The following is a 19,033-nucleotide window of genomic DNA, read 5'->3' as shown; positions in this document are numbered from 1 at the left end:
GCAAAAGGCCCGCCACCGGTGGGTGACGGGCCTCTTGAAGGGTGGAGCGGATCAGTCTTCGGCGCGGCGGGATTCTTCGATCTTGGTGGAGATGCGGGTGGCCTTCTCCTCGATGGTGCCGGCCAGGCGATCGCGCTGGGCGCGGAGCACGAAGATCGAGGCGATCGAGGTGATCAGCAGGGCCAGCAGCAGGATCGGGAACAGCCCGAGGGTGTTGCGGAGGATCAGCCAGAGCACACCGGCGGCAGCGGCGAAGAGCAGTGCCCGCAGTGCGGTGTAGATGGCGAAGTTCTTCATACGATCAGATCCCGGCGTAGGAGTGCAGCCCAGAGACCAGCAGGTTCACTCCGACGAAGTTGAAGATGAAGACGAACCAGCCCACGATCGCGATGATCGCGGCCCGGCGACCCCGCCACCCGGCAGTCGCGCGAGCGTGCAGGTAGGCCGCGTAGACGACCCACGTCACCAGGGACCAGACCTCCTTGGGGTCCCAGCCCCAGTACCGGCCCCAGGCGTACTCCGCCCAGATCGGGCCCGCCACCAGGACACCGAACGTCCACAGCGGGAACGAGAAGGCCAGCACCTTGTACGCCACACCGTCGATCGCGTCGGACCCGGGCAGCCGTCGCATCGCCCCGGACATCTGTACGCCGTCAACCGCCTTGCGCTCGGCACGAGCCTTGAGCAGGTACAGCACGGACGCCATCGCACCGACGGTGAAGGCGCCACCGGAGATCGCTGCGGCCGATACGTGGATCACGAGCCAGTACGAGTGCAGAGCCGGCACCAGCGGGCCTGCCGGCGTATAGAGGGCCAGCACCGCCAGACCGAGTACTGAGCCGATGACCAGGGTTACGCCGAGCCCGAGCCACTGCAGTTTGTACCGCTTGACCAGCGCGAGGTAGACGATCGCGACGGCCAGGGACGACGTGATGGCGAACTCGTACATGTTGCCCCACGGGGCACGCCCCGCGGCCAGTCCACGAGTCAGTACGCCCGTGAAGTGCAGGACGAACGCCAGCACCGTCAGGAGTACGCCGATCCGGCTCGCGGCCGCCGCCTTCCGCCCGAGCTCACCGGCGGCCTTGACCGCGCCCGAACCAGCCGAGCCCACCGAACCGCGCGAGTCTCCAGACCCGGCGCCGATTCCCGCGGACGACGCGTCTGCCGACGTACGGACGGCGTTGGTCGACGTACTGACAACACCGGCTCCGACCAGAACCGGGTCTTCGGTAGAAGTAGCAGGCGCGACCGTACGGCTGCCGGCCCACTCGATCGTGTGCGAGACCAGGGCCAACGCGTAGACGACCGTGGCCGTCGGGATGACCAGGTTGGAGACGTTCGCGAGGGTCTCCGCGTTCATGGCTTCTCCTGCTCATTCGGTTTAACAGGTGGAACAGGCTTCAAAGCTTTGGCGATCGCGTCGAGCTCGTCCCCGAGGCCGCGCTCCGGCCCGCGGTCCAGGCCGGCGACCTCGACCACGGTACGCCCGTCGGACTCGGTGACCCGAATCCAGGTCCGGCGCGGATGGATGAACAGCGAGGCCATCAGACCGGCGATGGCGAGCAGGATGCCGGCCAGTGCCAGGTTCAGCCCCGGGGTGTGGCTGACCTGCAGCTTCACCCACCGGCTGTACGAGTCGAACGTGATCGAGCCCTGCTTGTCCGGCAACGCGATGCTCTGTCCCGGCGCGAGCTGGAACCGCAGCTTGTCGCCCTTGCCGTTGCCGAACTGGGTCAGCTTCGACTTGTCCAGCTGGTAGACCGACTCCGGCCGCCCGTCCTCGACCGCAGGCCTGCCGTAGTAGGCGGTCAGCACGAGCGCCGGGTTCATGTCGTCGGGGAAGACCGAGATCGGGCCGCGATCGTCGATCACCGCGGTCGGCAGGAAGTACCCCTCGAAACCGAGCTGGTACGGCCGCGCGTCCGGCGCCTTGATCACGCCGAACGACGAGAAGTTCGTGTCCTGCGGGAGGAACGGCGCCGGCCCCGCGAACGCGACCTCACCCTTGCCATCGCGAACCGTCACCACCGGGGCGTACCCGTGGCCGAGCAGGTGCACGCTGGTGCCGTCGACCTTGAGCGGGTGGTTCACACGCAGGTCGTACGACTGCTCAGGCGCGCCCGGCGTCACCTCGTACGTCAGCAGCGCGTTGAACTCGCGCGCGGCACCCCGCTGCGGCCCGGACGTCTCGAACTTGGCCTGGAAGTCCTTCACCGTCAACGAGAACGGCGGCAGGTCGTCCGGGCTGAACGCCCGCCCCGGCACGAAGTCGTCGTACTGCGCGATCGTATTGGCGAAACCGTTGCCCACGACAACCAAGACCGTGCCGCGATAGCCGAACAGCGATCCCCACGCCACCCCGACCAGGACCAGGATGAGCGAGAAGTGGAAGACCAGGTTGCCGGCCTCGCGGAGGTAACCACGCTCGCCCGCTACGGCACCGTCGTACCGCTCGATCCTGAAACGGCGCGACTTCAACGCGCCCGCGGCGGCCTCGAGGACCTCCGCCGGGGAGCCCGTCACCTCGATCTTCTGGTATCCCTGCAGGCGTTGGAGGTTGCGCGGCGGCTTCGGCGGCCGAGCGCGCAACGCCTTTAGATAAACGGAAAGCCGCGGGACGACACAACCGATCAGCGAGATGAAAAGCAATAGGTAGATCGCCGAGAACCAGGCCGACTTGTAGACGTCGAACAGCCCGAGTTTGTCGTAAACAGGGGCCAGCGACGGATGCGCCGCGTAGAAGTCGGAGACCTTCAGCGGGTCGATCCCGACCTGCGGGATGAGCGAACCGGGCACCGCGCCAAGGGCCAGCAGGAACAGCAGGATCAACGCCGTCTTCATCGACGTGAGCTGCCGCCAGGCCCAGCGTGCCATCCCGACCGCGCCGATCGCGGGAGCCCCCTCAGTCTCAGGCTTGGGTGAAGTCTTGAGGTCCGTCATCAGACCGCCGTTCCGAAGTTGCTGACCCAGACCTGGAGGTCACCGGTGATCGAGTCCCACACGCCGGTCACCAGGAGGATGCCGACGGCAACGAGCATCAGCCCGCCGGCCCGCATCACCCAGACCTGGTGGCGCCGTACCCAGGCCACCGCCGCGAGCATCCGACGGAACGCCAGGGCCGCGATGATGAACGGAATACCGAGGCCGAGGCTGAAGACGAGCGCGAGTACGGCGCCGCGGGTGCTGCTGCCCTCGGTCAGCGATAACGTCAGTACGGCGCCAAGGGTCGGGCCCATGCACGGGGTCCAGCCGAAGCCGAAAAGCACACCCAGCAAGGGCGCGGCAGCGATTCCGACGCTCGGCACCTTGTGCACCCGGACGTCGCGCTGGAAGATCCCGAACAGGCCGAGGAAGACCAGTCCGAGCAGGATCGTCACGCCACCGAGCACCCGGGTGATGATGACGCGATGCTCGAGCAGGGCGTCCCCGACCACACCGAAGACGACGCCGGTGAGAATGAAGACGGCGGAGAAACCGAGCACGAAAAGGCCCGAGCCCGCCAGCATCCGGCTCTTGCGGCCGCTATCCAGCTCCGCGGCGGACAAGCCAGTGACGTACGACAGATAGCCCGGCAGCAGTGGCACCACGCAGGGCGAGAAGAACGAGACCATGCCGGCCAGTGCGGCGATCGGCAGGGCCAGCAACATCGAACCGCTCAGGACAGAATCGGCGAACCATTCACCCATTGGTGCGAGCCTTCTCCACCATGTCGACCAGGCTGTTCGCGCTGATCTCGCCGAGCACCCGGACCGCGACGTTGCCCTCGGCATCGATCACCAGGGTGCTCGGGATCGCGCTCGGTGAGATCAGGCCGCGGAAGCCGAGCAGCAGCTTGCCATCCGGGTCGTACACACTCGGGAAGGCGACCTCGAAGGTCTGGACGAACTTGCGGGCGGGAACCGGGTTCTTGTCGCGGGTGTTGATACCCACGAACGCCACCGAGTCGCCCAGTTCTTTTGAGGCCTTGTTCAGCTCGGGGGCCTCATGCCGGCATGGCTTGCACCAGGAACCCCACACGTTGAGCACGACGACCTTGCCGCGGTAGTCCGCGAGGTCCAACTGCTTTCCGTCGAGAGTCTCACCGACCAGCTTCGGCGCCGGCAACCGCGGGGACAGCACCGATACCGTGCCGGTGCCGCTGACGAAGCCGGTCTGCCCCTGCCGCTCCCGATTGGAATCCGCGCCGGTACTGCACGCGGTGAGAGCGAGCAGTAGTACGGCGACCAACAGGGCGGGGCGGCGGCGCACGATCAGGCTCCCCCGGTGAACTTCTTCGGGTCCTTGACCGGCAGCAGGTCCTTCGCGGGCTCCGCGTAACCGACCGAGACGATCGAGTCACCATGGAAGGTGAACGACGTCAGGCTGGCCAGGCTGCACTGCCGTTTCCGCGGGTCGTGCAGCATCCGGCGGCCCTCGACCGCACTGCGCACGATCCAGATCGGCAGCTGGTGCGACACGATCAGTGCCTCGTGCCCGGCGGCCTTCTCCCGGGCGGTCTCGATCGCGTCGCGCATCCGGCGGACGAGTTGCACATACGGCTCACCCCAGGACGGCTTCCACGGGTTGCGCAGCAGCCACCAGGCACTCGGCTGGCGCAGGGCACCGTCGCCGACGCCGAACTTCTTGCCCTCGAACAGGTTGGCCGCCTCGATCACGCGCTCATCGATATCCGGCGTCAGGCCGAACACCTTCGCGATCGGCTCCATCGTTTCCTGAGCCCGCTCCAGCGGCGAGCTGACCAGGTGCACGATGTCGCGCCCGGCCACGTGCTCGGCGACCCGGTCGGCCATCTTCCGGCCGAGCTCGGACAGGTGGTAGTCGGGGATCCGGCCGTAGAGCACACCGCTCGGGTTGTGCACCTCGCCGTGACGCATCAGATGCACGACCGTCGTTTCGGTCACCGCTGTGGATCCCTTCTAACTTTTCACGGCCGCGGCCGCTCGGGCTGCCCCGGGCAGTGCGGCTTCGATCTCGGCCAGCGCGTCGGCATCGAGCGCCGCACTCACGAACCACGCTTCGAAGGCGCTCGGCGGCAGGTAGACGCCGGCGTCCAGCATCGCATGGAAGAAGGCGGCGAACCGGGGCAGCACCTGGGCATTGGCCCCGGCGAAGTCCCGGATCTGCGTGACCGGCTCCGGAGAGTCCACGAAGAAGACGCTGAAGAGGTTCCCGGCGGCCTGGATGAGATGGGGCACACCTTCCTTCTCCAACGCCGTACCGACCATCCGCTGCAACGTGAGCGAGGTCTCGTCGAGCTTGGCGTAGACCTCGTCCGTGGCCAGCCGCAGCGTGGTCAGACCCGCGGTGGTGGCGACTGGGTTCCCGGAGAGCGTGCCCGCTTGATAGACCGAGCCTTCCGGCGCGAGGTGGGACATCAGCTCGGCCCGGCCGCCGAACGCCGCGGCCGGGAAGCCGCCGCCCATCACCTTGCCGAACGTCATCAGGTCCGGCACGACCCCGTCGACGCCGTAGTAGCCCGAGCGGGTGATGCGGAACCCGGTCATCACCTCGTCGGAGATGAACAGCGCGCCGTTGGCACGGCAGATGTCGGCCAGGAAGCCGTTGAAGTTGTCGAGCGGCGGTACGACGCCCATGTTGCCGGGCGAGGCTTCAGTGATCACTGCCGCGATCTGGTCGCCGTACGTCGCGAAGGCCTCGGTGACGGCGGCCTTGTCGTTGTACGGCAGGACGATCGTGTCGGCCGTCGTGGCCTCGGTAACACCGGGTGTGCCGGGCAGGCCGAGCGTCACGACGCCTGAGCCGGCCTGAGCCAGTAGAGCGTCCACGTGGCCGTGGTAGCAGCCGGCGAACTTGATGATCTTGGCCCGGCCAGTGACCCCGCGGGCCAGGCGTAGCGCGGACATCGTGGCCTCGGTACCGGACGAGACCAGGCGCACCTTGTCGACCGGCGTCCGCGCGACGATCTCCTCGGCCAGCTCGACCTCGGGCTCGGTCGGCGTCCCGTACGACGTACCGCGGCTGACCGCTGCTTGGACGGCCGCGATCACCTCGGGGTGTGCGTGGCCGAGCAACATCGGGCCCCAGGACGCGACCAGGTCGACATACCGATTACCGTCCGCATCGGTAATGTGAGATCCGTCACCCTGGGTCATGAACCGAGGGGTGCCGCCGACAGCGCGGAAGGCGCGGACCGGGGAGTTCACCCCACCCGGCGTGACCGCGGAGGCGCGGGCGAACAACTCTTCGGACCGATGCGGGCGTGCACGTTCGTCAGACACGGCGGCCATTCTCCCCGACAGACCAGTCCGCTGAGTGGGCGGGGACGGTTCACGCTGCGGCGAAGGCCTTCACAGACCCGTTGTTACGCGCCAGTATGTAATCCGGTGATCGTTCGTGCATGGCTGATGCCGTCCCGTAACCCACGCCGGGGCGAACCGTTAGACCTGTACGACGGACACCTGGACGAACGGGAAGAGCAGTGCAGTCCAGGAGCCGGGCCCGCGTGGGTGACCCGGCAAACCACGGAGGGGATTCGCGATGGCGAAGGGCAACCGCCGCGCCACCACTAGAAGCTGGGCCCAGGTGGCTCCGCTGATACCGCTCGCCCTTTTCGCGAGCGCCTTCACCGTGTCCGCCACCGACGATCCTGCCGTCGCCAGCGCCTCGCTGCTGTCCGGTGGCAAGGGCGGTGACCCAGTCGTCGTACCGGCCAAACCGTTCGCGGATCCGGCCAACTACCCGATTCCCGGCGGGACCGGCATCGGCGTGGATCCGGGCGAGCAGCCGACGCAGGTCGTGTCCGGCCTGTCCCGCAACGGCATTCCGCAGGCCGCGCTGAAGGCCTATTCGCGCGCCCAGCAGGTGATGTCGACCGCGGACCGGAGCTGCCAGCTGCCGTGGACCCTGGTCGCGGCGATCGGCCGGGTCGAGTCCAACCACGGCCGCCACGGCGGTAACGCGCTGAACCCCCAAGGCCTGGCCCAGCCCGGCATCTTCGGCCCCCGCCTCGACGGCGTGACGACGGCCCGGATCTTGGACACCGACGACGGCCGGTATGACGGCGACCAGATCTTCGATCGAGCTGTCGGCCCGATGCAGTTCATCCCCGGCACCTGGAAGCTGATGGGTGTCGACGGTGACGGCGACGGCCTGAAGAACCCGCAGGACGTCGACGACGCGGCCATGTCGACAGCCGTCTACCTGTGCTCGGGTGACGTCAACCTGACCAAGGCGGGCGACCTCAACGCCGCCCTGCTGCGCTACAACCACTCGCAGGCCTACGTGGATCTCGTCACGAGTATCGCCAAGGCCTACGCCGGTGGCAGCTGGGTCGCGGTCGACAACGGCGGCCGCGAGGGCGACGGCATCGACCGCGCCGGTGACGAGATCGACAACGTCGACATCAACCCGCCCACCGAAGAGTGGGACAAGGCGATCGTGATCCCGACGCCGCCAGTGGCCACGACCGGCACCACGACCAAGCCGACGACGTCGCGTCCGACCGCATCCGCAAGTCGTACGACGAAGCCGTCCACCCGGCCGACCACCACGCCGACCCGCAAGCCGACGGCGTCGCCGACCACTTCGACGTCTACTTCGACGAAGCCGCCGAGCACGCCGACGGTCACGCCGAAACCCCCGGTCATCCCGGGAGCCGCGGTGATCGAGACGGCCGCGGGCACCATCGTCGGCACGGTCGGTAGCACGGTCACGGAGCTGACCCGGGCCGCGAACTACTGCCAGGCCGAGATGGCGAAGGTCACCATCAAGAACCCGTCGCAGGAGCAACTGCAGAAGTGCGTGACCGCCTTCCAGACCGGCGGCACCAAAGCCGTCGACCAGGTCATCCGCAATCTGCTTTCGCTGCTCGGTCTACTCGGCATCCTCGGCGGAGGTATCGCCGGCAGCTGACCCCCGAACTGGCGCGCCTGCCCCCACCCCTCCCAAGTTGGCGCGCCTCTGGCGACGCCACGGAGCCCCTCCCCCCAGCTTCGTGGCGTCGCCCATTCTTCTGTCCATCGGTCCCTTGTGACCAGGCGTGTCGCCGTTCATCGGTCCCTTGTGACCAGACTTGTTCATTCCGCCGGAAGGTGGCGGGCGGTGATTTCCAGCAGGGTGGCGTGGGTTTTGGCGTCGGCGGCGGCGATGACGCCGAGGCCGGTGTGGAGGGGGCGGCCGCGGAGGTCGGTGACGATGCAGCCGGCCGCTTGGCACAGCGCGAGCCCGGCCGTGAAGTGGACGCTGTCGCGGAGATCGCCGTCGGTCACGTACGCCGCGCGCCTGCCCGCGGCCACCCAGGCAACGGCCAGCGTCGTCGACAAGACTCGCTGGCCGAAGGCAGCCCGGAAATCGTGATCGGTCAGCAGCCGGGATCCGAGGAAGGTCCCGTCGGTTATCGGGTCCACATTGACGTCCACGAGCCGCGAGTCCGCCGTGGCGACCATCGGAAGGTCGGCATCCTCGCGACGGATGCCGACGGCGTCTCCGTCGGTCCAGAAGGTCTCGCCGGAAACAGGATCCGCGACCGCGGCGGCGATGGTCTCACCACCGGTTTGCAGTGCGACGTTGACGGAGAAGAGCGGAGTCTGGGCGGCGAAGTTGAGCGTCCCGCATAACGGATCCACCAGCCAGCGCCTTGGCGAATCGGCGTCACCGCGGGCGCCGTACTCCTCACCGACGAAAGCATCCCCGGGTCTACCGCTCTGGATCAGGTCAAGAATTGCCTGCTCCGCCTCGAGGTCCGCATCTGTCGCGAAGTCCGTCGCCGACTTGTCGTGCCGGCCGATCGAAGTGCCGTACTTGGCCCGCACGACCGCGGCGCCCGCCTCGGCCGCCGCGATCGCCAACTCGACATCAGAACCACTCTGTTCGTCCATGTCCCTATCCAATACCGCCGCCTTCCCTTTGCATTCATTCGTCGGAATCCGCCCTCTCAACCACCGCGGACAAGTACAGGTCGGCGGACGGAAGAGGGCGGATTCCGACGAATGAATGCAAAGGGCGCCGTGGGCGCTCGGAGTGTTAGCGGAGGTGCCAGGCGGTGGTGATGGATTGGGTGGTGGAGTTGCCGGCTAGGTCGGTGGCGGTTACGCGGAGGTCGGCGGATTTGGCGCCGGGCGGGGCTGCGGGGAGGCGGTAGCCGTGCAGCTTGGTCCAGGTCTTGCCGCCGTTGTGGGAGATCTCGATCACCGTGCGGAAGAGCCCTGGGCCGGTTGCGCCGGGTTGGTAGGTCGGGCGGACTTCGAGGCGGGCGCCACCTTGGGCTGGGACGCGGTTCTCGGCGTCCGTCTCGAGGCGATAGTCGAGCTGGACCAGCGGCAGCACCACTCGCGCCTTGGTCGAACGGCCCGAGCGGAAGCGCCACGTCGTACGGGTGGAAGTGGAGGTTGTGGCCCAGGTGTTGGGGGCACGCTTTACCGCTAGGTCGAGCTCGTACCAGCTGGAGGTCGGGTCGACGCCGAATTGGGCGACGGACCAGTTCGACTTCCCGACTTCACGCCCGTCGCGGCGCAGCACCATCGTCGTACTGTCGCCTCGTTGGTCGCTCCAGCCGTAAACCGTGCGATCGCCGTTCACGTGTTGCGGGATCGCCACCCGGATCGCGTCCTCGAACCGCGCGACCGGTAGGCCGTCCGCTTCGGCTCCACCGATGGCCGGGATGGCGGGGCGGGCGATGGCGGCCCACCAGGTACGACGTACTTGCTGGTGGGGGCGATAGACCTTCGGTACGGCGTACTCGTGGCCGTACTCGTTCCACTCGCCCGCGGACGTCTTGTCGGTCCACTCGCTCCCGCCAGTCGTCACGTAATCCGTGCGTTCGACTGGCGCCGTGACGAGTCGAGTGGAGGGGAAGCCGACGCTGATGCCGGGCAGGAAGGCCGTGCGGGTATCCGCGTGCAGCTCCTGCCAGCCGTTGTGGTGGTGGAACGCCGTACGCACGACCGCCGTGGCGAGGCGGGCGGCGTCGTACCGCAAGGGCCCGCGGACCTGGTCTTCGCTGAGCGCGAGGTCATAGCGGTACGTCGGTTCGGCGATTCCGGTCAGCTGGATCGACGCACCTCGCAAGGCCTTCAACCGGAGGCCCTCGGCTTGGCGCAACGCGTAGACCGGGATCGGCGCGACCCCGCCATCGCTCCAGAAGCCCGGCTCGTCCTTGTACATCAGTACGACCTTGCCGCCGGCCTTGGCGACCGCCTCGACCTGCGCGACGGTCTGGTCGTAATCGCGCCAGCGCACGAGCACAACCTTGCCCTTGGCATCGATCTTCGCGAGCTCGGCGGACGTCGCGCCACCCGCGTCCACCAGGCCGAGTCGTTCGTTGCCGACGTACTTCTTCTCGAAACCGGAATGGTCCGGCGACGGCAAGCGGAATCCGTTCGGACCAAGGACGTCCACGGTGAGCTGCGGCTCGGCCAGATCCCAGCGTTGGGTCACCTCGAACTTGCCCTTACGCACCCGGTCGAACCGCTGGACGTAAACCTCAGACGTGATCCGCGGGTTCATCGACCATCCGGACAACGCCGTCCGCTCGCCGAGTGCGCGGTACCAGGCCAGGACGAACCCGTCCGGATCGGCACGACGTGGCGTGGTGATCGAGACCCGCTCGGCCTGGCGCGCATCGAAGTGCAGACGCATCGACGACGACACCCAGACGTCCGGACGGCCCATCAACGCGATCGACTGGTCCCAGCCGGCCGCGTCCTGCGTCATCACGAAGGCCATCACCGCATAACGCCCGGTCGGGACCTGGACCGTACGGCTGCCGGTCTCGTCGAAGGCGATCGCTTCGACCTGGCCGGTGGCGGTGTTCCAGAGCTGGACGCCGCTGACGGCCTTCGCCGGTCGCCCGAGCCGATCCGTCCCGCTCACGGTGATCTCGTGCAGCTTGCCCGACGCAACGAAGCCGATGCCGGTTCGAACCTTGCCTCCGGCAACCAATAGTCCGCTGTAATTCCCAGCTGGGGTGTTCGCGCTTAGTTTGACCATGGCCTTGCCGATCGCGCCAGGCTTGATGGTGAGCCTGGTGGGCGAGACGGTGACGGCGGCCTTCACTCCACTGGGCGACCGTACGTCGACTCGCAGGTCGAGGTTCACCGTCGTGCGGGAGTTGTTGCGGTAGGCAATCGTCTTGCTCAAGTGGTTCGCGTCGAACGAGAGCGCGGCCTGATCCGGTACCACCTGCGGATCGAGCGCAGCGGCCAGGTCGATCCGGCCCACGCCCTGCCCGGTGACCGATGTCCCCTTGGACGGCTTGGCGGTGCCGGCGAGAACGGCCTTGAGCTGTGCGCCCGACCAGTCCGGGTGATGCTGCGCGAGGATGGCGGCCGCTCCCGCGACGTGCGGCGTCGCCATCGACGTACCACTCATTGCGGTGTAGTGCGGTCCGACGTCATGGCCGAGGTTGGTCCCGGCCGCGCGGCCCGCGACGATGTCGACACCCGGCGCGGTGACCTCGGGCTTGACCGCGCCATCGACGAGACGAGGGCCGCGACTGGAGAACGAGGCCAGCCGGTCGTCCCGATCGACCGCGCCAACGGCCAGCGCGGCGGTCGCGGCGGCGGGCGAGCTGACCGTCTCGTCGGCGCCCGAGTTGCCTGCGGCGATGACAAAGAGCGCTCCGGACTTTGATGAGAGCTGGTTGACCGTCTCGCTCATCGGGTCGGTGCCGTCCGTCGGCATACTGCCGAGGCTGATGCTCACCACCTTCGCGCCTTGGGCGACGGCCCATTCCATGCCGGCGATGATCCAGGAGTCGAACCCCGAGCCCCAATTGTCGAGCACCTTGCCGACCAGCAGGTTCGCACCGGGAGCAACGCCCTTGCGCCGTCCGGCCGAGCCCTTACCGGTCCCGGCGACGATGGTGGCGACGTGCGTCCCGTGGCCCTGGCCGTCCTTGACGGTCTCACCCGGGACGAAACTCTTCGACGTCGAGACCTTGCCCTGGAGATCGGGATGACTCGTGTCGTATCCGGTGTCGAGTACGGCGACCTTCACGCCCTTGCCGTCGTACCCCTTGCGCCACGCGGTCGGCGCTCCGATCTGCGCCGTACTCCGGTCGAGCAGCGCCCGAACCCGGCCGTCGAGCCAGATCTTGCCGGTATCACCACTGAGGGTGCGGACGTCGTTGAGCGAGTTCCAGAATTCGCGCGCGCGGGCCTTTTCGGTGCTGACGGCAACCATCTCGCCTAGGGCGAACCGGCGAGTAGTTGCCGATGGCATCGGTCCGGAGATCAACAGTGGAAGGACTTTCATCCGCGCGTCGTCGTAGCCCTGGGCAACCAAATCGCTGAGGTTGAACAGCCGCTCGTCGAGGCGCTTCGCGGTGAGATACGGGTACGCCGCGGCCGGGACCAGGTGTACGTCGCCGTCGTACTCGCCGATGTAGTACGGCGCCTTCGGGTCGAGCAGGCGCGCCGAATGCCGGCCGCCGGGGAAAGTGGTCAGCTCGGCGACGTCCCCGGTGATCAGGGTGATGCGCTTGCTCACGGCCCCCGGAGTGCCTTGAGCGCCGGTGGTCCCGGTGCCGGATCCAGCACCGGAACCACCAGCAGTGATGGCCGCCGCCCCAGCATTTCTCGGCCCGGACAGCGTCGCGGTGGCCGACGCCGTCGCGTTTCCATTCGCCTTGGGGTACGCCACCTGCTGCCGTGAGGCGCCTACCGCCGCCGTGGCGTTCGCCGGGGGGATAGCGAGCGCAACGGCCAGTGCGGAGGCGAGCAGACTGGTGACGAGGCGAGGCATACGCACGGGGACACCTTTCGAAGCCCCGACGGACGCGAGGCCATCACGCCGAGAGTGTCAGTTGCCCAGGGCCACGGTCCACGATGGCGGCTGGCCTACATCCGCCATGGCCGGATTCAGCCACGAGGCCGGGCTTTCCGCAGTACGGCGGGCGGTTTCGGTTGGGTCGCGATGGCGATTTTCTTGATCAGAATCGCCGGTGGGACCTTGCGTTGTGACGCAAAGTCCCACAGACGTTACCGCAAGTCAGACCTCAGATTTCAGATTTTCAGGCAAAGCGCTTGGCGACGCGTTCCATGCGCTCGACCAGGTCCAGGTCGTAGGCGACACCAGGGGTGTAGAAGATGATGTAGTTCGCCCCGGCCTCCAGCGCGGCCTCGACCTTGTCGGCGATCTCGTCCTCGGTGCCGATCAGGTTGTCCTTGGAGAACTTCTCCCAGTTCTGCGGGCCCATGGCCTTGGCGGTCGCCTTCTGCGGGTCATCGCCGGCGTCGATCGGGAACGCGTTGATCCCGGTCGAGATGGCGATGTCGTCGTAGTTCCGGCCGACCTTCTCGCAGTGCCCCTTCAGCAGCGCGATCTTCTCGCGGATGACGTCGGGGTTGCCGCCGCCGATGTTCGCGCCATCGGCGTACTGCGCGACGAGCTTCAGCGTGACGTTCGGGCCGCCACCGCCGATCCAGAACGACGGGTGCGGCTTGCGCACACCCTTCGGCTCGTTGATCGGCTTGTCGACCTGGTAGTACTTGCCCTTGAAGACGACCTCGTCCTCGGTCCACATCCGGTAGATCAGCTCGGTGGCCTCCCGGAACGCGCCCATCCGGTCCTTCAGCTCGGGCCACTCGTAGCCGTACGCCCTCCACTCGTGCTCGTACCACCCGGCGCCGATACCGGCGTACAGGCGGCCGTGGCTGGCCACGTCGACCGTCGACGCGATCTTGGCGTAGAGCGCGGGGTTGCGATAGCCGTTGCAGCCGACCATCTGCCCGATGTTCACCCGCTTGGTATCGCGGGCCAGCGCCGCGGTGGTCGTCCAGCACTCGAAAGTGGTGTTGTCACTCGGCTCCGGCACCGTGTGGAAATGGTCGAACAACCAGATCGAGTCCCACGACCCGGCATCCGCCGCCTTCGCGACGTCCGTCATCGCCTCCCACTGCTCGACCGGGTCGGCGATCCCGGCGAGATCCATCTTCCAGCCCTGCGGTACGAAGATTCCGAAACGTGTCATGACATGCATTCTGGCTTCTTGCGTTCATTCGTCGGAATCCGCCCCAACCGGCCCCTCCGAGCACCGGCCTAGTCGTCGTCCTCATCCCATAAACGGCTGACCCAGTGGAGTCCGCCATCCGGGAAGTCCGCGCGCTCTTCCGGATGCCAGCCCCGCAACCCGACCACCGTCTCCGCCATCAACGCCTCCACATCGTGGAAACCGTGATGAGGAGGTCCGTCGTTGAAACAGTCGAGCACCTCGCGGCGCCCGGTGTCGCTCGAGATGGCCAGATAGCAGCCCGAGATGTCCTCCGCGAACGGAATCACCCGCGGGATGCCGTAGGCCTCCGTCAGCCAACCGAGCCACACGTATTTCTCGATCGCGTACGAGATGGGAATCGGGTACCAGTTCCCGACGAACGAGAAGCGCGACGAATCCCGGACGTCGCGCGGCGTGCCGTTGTGCCCCTGGTAGAGCTCGCGCAACTGGTCCGGCAAAGGCTGACCGATCGCCCCCGCCCACTGGTCCAGCTCCGCCTCGGTCGCAGGCGCGCCAAGTGCCGCCCGAACCACCGGCGCCGACTCCAATGCCTTCTCAATCTCCCGCCACTGCCACGCGATCTCCATGGCGGCAGTCTCCCGGACACACGGACCGCGCAGTCGGCTGGTTGCCGTTGGCCGGGCGGACCGCCAGGTCCGCGGGCAGGAGAGGGCGATTTGGGACCGATGAACGCACAAAAGAAGGTCCGAGGGGTGAGAGCGCTCTAGTTCCGGAACCGGTGGGGTATTGACCGGGGGTGGCGCCAGTGGTGAGCATCGGGCGCGGCGTGGGTGAGGCCCGTGCTGCCGTTGGCATGCGATCGAACGGATCCAGGTGGGCCGCGATGACCCGGGAGGGTGGGCGCGGGCCGGATCGGGGGCAGACAGAGCGTGCCGGCGTACCGCCCGATGGAATGAGGAGTCGCCATGCTCAGGTGGCCAGGTAAACGTTCGCAGCCCCGGATGAGGTCCGGACCACGGATGGCGGTGGTGACCAGCGCGGCTCTGGTGGCCGGGTTGCTCCCGCTTGGAGTGGCGTCTCAAGCGACCGCCGACGGCCAAGGCGCGCAGCAAGGCCAGAGCGCGCGAGGTGTCCGTGCGCAAGGTGTGAGTGCGGATGAGCCGGCGCCGATCGCGTTGGCGCAGTTCGAGGGGGCCGAGCCGCTGGGGACGCCGCCGATCGGGCTGTTCAACTGGGGTAGTGACGCGGACGACCCGCCCACGCTCGAGCTGCAGGCGCGACCTGATGCGCCGCAGGGCGAGAAGGTGCTCGCGGGCAAGTACAACATCAGCGGCTGGGGTGGTTTCAGCCACCACGTCACGTTCAACGAGAACCCGGGCAACTGGTCCGGCCACAAGGGCATCCGCTTCTGGTGGTACGGCCAGAACACCGCACCCCTGCCGCCCGGTTCCGGCAAGCGGATCTTCTTCGAGGTCAAGGACGGCGGCGCCAACGCGGACGCCACCGAGCTCTGGAACACCTCGTTCACCGATGACTGGCAGGGCTGGCATCTGGTCGAGATCCCGTTCAGCGAACTCGTCTATCGCAGCGACTACCAGCCCGTCGGTGGCATCGACCAGATCCTCAACCTGACCCAGATGTGGGGTTACGCCTTCACGATGCCGGGAGGTTCGCCCGGTGAGTTCCAGATCGACCAGGTCGAGGTGTTCGGCAAGGCGGATCCGGCGCTGAAGGCGAGCGTCACGACCGACGCGTCGGTCTACCCGGTCAAGGAGGGCGACTCGGCGCAGGTCAAGATCGCCGTCAACACCACGGGCGCCGTACCGCTGGATGAGCCGGTGACGGTCGAGTACAACACCGGCACGGGTACGGCGGGCGCGACCGACTATTCGGCGACGAACGGGACGATCACGTTCGCGGCCGGTACGGCGTCAGGTACGGCGCAGACCGTGACCGTGGTGACCAAGAAGGACGAGTCGGCGGAGACGGCCGAGACCATTCCCGTCGAGCTGATCGTCACCGGCGCGAAGGCACCCACCGCGACACCGCAGGTGGTGATCAACGCGCACGACCTGCCGTACCTGGACAAGCGGCTCCCGGTGAAGAAGCGCGTCGACGACCTGCTCAAGCGGATGACGCTGGAGGAGAAGGCCGGCCAGATGACCCAGGCCGAGCGGAATGCCCTGCGCTCCCGCAGCGACCTCGCGACGTACGGACTCGGCTCGTTGTTGTCCGGCGGCGGCTCGGTTCCGAATCCGAACACGCCCGAGTCGTGGGCCAACATGATCGACAACTTCCAGCTGAGCGCGAAGGCCGCTCGCCTGCAGATCCCGATCATCTACGGCGTCGACGGCGTGCATGGGCACAACAACGTGATCGGCGCGACGATCCTGCCGCACAACATCGGTATGGGTGCGACGCGTGATCCCGAGCTGTCCCGCCGGACCGGCGTCGTCTCAGCAACGGAGATCCGCGCGACGGGTATTCCGTGGAACTTCGCGCCCTGCCTGTGTGTCACCCGCGACGACCGCTGGGGCCGCGTCTACGAGTCGTACGGCGAGGACCCGGCGCTGGTGAAGTCGATGGCGACCGTCATCGAGGGGATGCAGGGCAAGGCCAACGGCAGCCAGCTGAACCAGAACACGAAGGTGCTCGCGAGCGCCAAGCACTTCGCGGGTGACGGCGGCACGAAGTACGGCTCGTCGACCACCGGCGCGTACAAGATCGACCAGGGCATCACCGAGGTGACTCGCGCGGAGCTGGAGGCGATCCACCTCGACCCGTTCCAGACGTCGGTCGACCTGGGCGTCGGCACGGTGATGCCGTCGTACTCGAGTGTCGACATCATCGGCGATGACCAGGGCCCGGTGAAGATGCACGGCAACACCGAGCTGATCAACGGCGTGCTCAAAGACCGGATGGGCTTCGAGGGTTTCGTCATCAGCGACTGGCAGGCGATCGACCAACTGCCGGGCGACTACGCGAGTGATGTCCGTACGTCGATCAACGCCGGGCTCGACATGATCATGGTGCCGACCGCCTACCAGACGTTCGTCACCACTTTGATCGACGAGGTCAAGGCCGGCCGGGTCGCGCAGAGCCGGGTCGACGACGCGGTCAAGCGGATCCTGGTGCAGAAGTTCCGGCTCGGCCTGTTCGAGCAGCCGACGACGGATCGCACCCACATCGCCGAGATCGGTTCGGCCGCCCACCGGGCCGTCGCACGCGAGGCCGCCGCGAAGTCTCAGGTGTTGTTGAAGAACGAGGGCAACGTGTTGCCGTTGGCAACGACCTCGAAGGTTTATGTTGCCGGCAGCAACGCCGACGACCTCGGCAACCAACTCGGCGGCTGGTCGATCAGCTGGCAGGGTGGTTCCGGTAAGACGACCACCGGGACGAGCATTCTCGACGGCATCAAGCAGGTCGTGCCGGATGCCACCTTCAGCCAGGACGCCTCGGCACCGATCGAGGGCCACGACGTCGGTATCGTCGTGGTCGGCGAACGGCCTTATGCGGAAGGCATCGGCGATGTCGGCAACGGGCACGACCTGTTGCTGACGGATGCCGACAAGGCCGCCATCACGAAGGTCTGCGCCGCGACCAAGTGCGCGGTGCTGGTGGTGTCGGGACGTCCGCAGGTCATCGCGGACCAGGTCGCCGAGATCGACGCCCTGGTCGCGTCCTGGCTGCCTGGTACGGAAGGCGCGGGTGTGGCCGACGTACTGTTCGGCAAGCGTGCGTTCAGTGGGCGGCTGCCCGTCACCTGGCCGAAGTCCGAGGCGCAGGCGGCGATGAACGTGGGCGACGCGTCGTACGACCCGCAGTTCCCGTACGGCTGGGGTCTGACCACCGAGGCGGCGGCGCGCAAGGCATTGACCGATGCCAAGAACTCCCTGCTGCGTAAGGGCCGGTACTCCCCCGATGCGCTGGCCGCGGTCGTGTACATCGAGCTGGCTCTTCGGTCGAAGAATTGGGCCAGTTCACCCGCCGTCTTCCCACTGCTCGCACAGGCCGGGAAGCACTTGCAGCGAACGAAGATCGACTCGTACGCCGATGGGGACGCGGTGGTGACCGCCGCGAGGTGGATCGCCCAGAACAAGCTCGGCCAGAACCACACCGAGGTCCGGTCGAAGCTCACCTCTGACGCGGAGCACTTGCTGCTGACGGGTGACCTGAGTGGTGCCGTGACCAAGTTGGCGACGGCCTACCGGAGCTAACGCGCGCGGAGGCGGCGGAGCATGCGGGCGTCCTCGAAACCGACAGCCCGTGCCGCCGCCTCCACCGTGTCGCCATGGCCGATCAAGTTCTCGGCCCGCTCCAACCTGAGGAGTTGCTGGTAGCGCAACGGCGTAAGGCCTGTCGCGGTCGTGAAGATGCGCGTCAGGGTCCGTTCGCTGACGCCTGCTGCGGCCGCAAGGTCTGCCAGCAGCAGGCGATCGGCGTACCGGCGGTCGATCACATCCTGCACCCGGTGGGCCAGATCGCTCAGATGACCGCGATGCCGCAACATCGCGCTGGCCTGCTGCTCATCGCCATTACGCCGCGCGTAAACGACCATTTCCCGCGCGATCCGGGCCGCGGCTTCCGCGCCATGCGCCACCGCCACCAGGTGCAGCGCGAGGTCGATACCACTCGCGATCCCGGCGGACGTGATGACGCGATCGTCCTCGACGTACAGCACATCGCGCACGATCGAGGCCTTCGGATAACGCGCGGCCATCTCGTCGGCCAGGTCGTGATGCGTCGTATAGCGCCGGCCATCGAGCAAGCCACATCGCCCAAGCGCGTCCGCGCCCGAACACACGCTGGCCACCGAACCGCCCGCCGCGTGATGCGCACGCACCCGCTGCGCGAAGGCCTCGCCAAAGGGCGCATCTCGCGAGAGCTTCTGCGAACGCCAGCCCGGTACGACGACCAGGTCGTTGCGGGACAGCGCCGGCCATTCGGTCTCGGCGCTGACCGGAAGGCCTTGTGCCGTACCGACTTCCGGCTGCTCCGCGACGTACGTCAGGTCGTAGCCGAGGCCGAAGTCCCGGCCGGTGGCGAACACCTGGGCCGGTCCGGCGAGGTCCAGGAGGTGCAGGCCGGGCACCAGGACGAAGACGACTCGGGTCATGA

At 67.4% G+C, this 19,033-nt stretch carries 14 protein-coding genes; 2 read left to right on the top strand and 12 right to left on the bottom strand.

Translation table 11 applies throughout. The annotated features are described in order from the left end of the window. Positions 1–51: 51 nt before the first annotated feature. From OG394_RS31090 to hemL, 7 genes are read right to left on the bottom strand one after another with little or no spacing between them, the layout of a single operon-like run. Positions 52–297, bottom strand: coding sequence for a DUF4229 domain-containing protein (locus OG394_RS31090; protein WP_328990723.1), 246 nt, complete (start codon positions 295–297; stop codon positions 52–54). A 4-nt stretch (positions 298–301) separates the two neighbouring features. Continuing rightward, entirely contained in the window at positions 302–1,363 is a 1,062-nt protein-coding gene (gene ccsB / locus OG394_RS31085) for a c-type cytochrome biogenesis protein CcsB (RefSeq protein ID WP_328990722.1), read from the bottom strand. Next, the gene (gene resB / locus OG394_RS31080; RefSeq protein WP_328990721.1) at positions 1,360–2,943 is read right to left on the bottom strand and encodes a cytochrome c biogenesis protein ResB; all 1,584 of its coding nucleotides are present in this window, start codon (positions 2,941–2,943) and stop codon (positions 1,360–1,362) included. The genes ccsB and resB overlap by 4 nt, the downstream gene beginning before the upstream one ends. After that, positions 2,943–3,689 carry a cytochrome c biogenesis CcdA family protein gene (locus tag OG394_RS31075; protein WP_328990720.1) on the bottom strand — a complete coding sequence of 249 codons (747 nt, stop codon included), beginning with the start codon at positions 3,687–3,689 and terminating at the stop codon, positions 2,943–2,945. The genes resB and OG394_RS31075 overlap by 1 nt, the downstream gene beginning before the upstream one ends. After that, positions 3,682–4,251 (bottom strand): TlpA family protein disulfide reductase, encoded by a 570-nt coding sequence (locus tag OG394_RS31070; RefSeq protein ID WP_328990719.1) that lies wholly within the window; start codon positions 4,249–4,251, stop codon positions 3,682–3,684. Before OG394_RS31070 ends, OG394_RS31075 begins: the two co-directional genes overlap by 8 nt. A gap of 2 nt (positions 4,252–4,253) precedes the next feature. Then, positions 4,254–4,877, bottom strand: coding sequence for a histidine phosphatase family protein (locus tag OG394_RS31065; protein ID WP_328996886.1), 624 nt, complete (start codon positions 4,875–4,877; stop codon positions 4,254–4,256). Positions 4,878–4,919: 42 nt separating this feature from the next. Next, positions 4,920–6,251 carry a glutamate-1-semialdehyde 2,1-aminomutase gene (hemL, locus tag OG394_RS31060; RefSeq protein ID WP_328990718.1) on the bottom strand — a complete coding sequence of 444 codons (1,332 nt, stop codon included), beginning with the start codon at positions 6,249–6,251 and terminating at the stop codon, positions 4,920–4,922. Between the two features lie 250 nt (positions 6,252–6,501). Here hemL and OG394_RS31055 point away from each other — a divergent pair, with 250 nt between their 5' ends. After that, entirely contained in the window at positions 6,502–7,875 is a 1,374-nt protein-coding gene (locus OG394_RS31055) for a lytic transglycosylase domain-containing protein (protein ID WP_328990717.1), read from the top strand. A gap of 164 nt (positions 7,876–8,039) precedes the next feature. Here the strand turns inward: OG394_RS31055 and OG394_RS31050 are convergent, their stop codons facing one another. The 4 genes from OG394_RS31050 to OG394_RS31035 form a co-directional block, all read right to left on the bottom strand. Beyond that, positions 8,040–8,840 carry an inositol monophosphatase family protein gene (locus OG394_RS31050; protein ID WP_328990716.1) on the bottom strand — a complete coding sequence of 267 codons (801 nt, stop codon included), beginning with the start codon at positions 8,838–8,840 and terminating at the stop codon, positions 8,040–8,042. A gap of 145 nt (positions 8,841–8,985) precedes the next feature. Beyond that, positions 8,986–12,705 carry a S8 family serine peptidase gene (locus OG394_RS31045; protein ID WP_328996885.1) on the bottom strand — a complete coding sequence of 1,240 codons (3,720 nt, stop codon included), beginning with the start codon at positions 12,703–12,705 and terminating at the stop codon, positions 8,986–8,988. 268 nt (positions 12,706–12,973) lie between these two features. Next, complete coding sequence (locus OG394_RS31040) at positions 12,974–13,933, bottom strand: LLM class F420-dependent oxidoreductase (protein WP_328990715.1); 960 nt, start codon at positions 13,931–13,933, stop codon at positions 12,974–12,976. A gap of 68 nt (positions 13,934–14,001) precedes the next feature. Next, a complete protein-coding gene (locus OG394_RS31035) occupies positions 14,002–14,541 on the bottom strand; it encodes an SMI1/KNR4 family protein (RefSeq protein WP_328990714.1) in 540 nt (179 codons plus the stop codon). Positions 14,542–14,943: 402 nt separating this feature from the next. Between OG394_RS31035 and OG394_RS31030 the strand changes: the two genes are divergently transcribed. Further along, positions 14,944–18,132: a glycoside hydrolase family 3 N-terminal domain-containing protein gene (locus OG394_RS31030; RefSeq protein ID WP_442914240.1), complete on the top strand. Its 3,189-nt coding sequence runs from the start codon at positions 14,944–14,946 to the stop codon at positions 18,130–18,132. Here the strand turns inward: OG394_RS31030 and OG394_RS31025 are convergent. Then, positions 18,129–19,031, bottom strand: coding sequence for a GlxA family transcriptional regulator (locus OG394_RS31025; protein ID WP_328990712.1), 903 nt, complete (start codon positions 19,029–19,031; stop codon positions 18,129–18,131). The genes OG394_RS31030 and OG394_RS31025 overlap by 4 nt on opposite strands. Positions 19,032–19,033 lie beyond the last annotated feature (2 nt).

This window comes from Kribbella sp. NBC_01245 (assembly GCF_036226525.1).
Lineage (GTDB): Bacteria > Actinomycetota > Actinomycetes > Propionibacteriales > Kribbellaceae > Kribbella.
The sequence above is the reverse complement of the archived record's forward strand: the minus strand, read 5'-3'. Positions and strand labels throughout refer to the sequence as shown.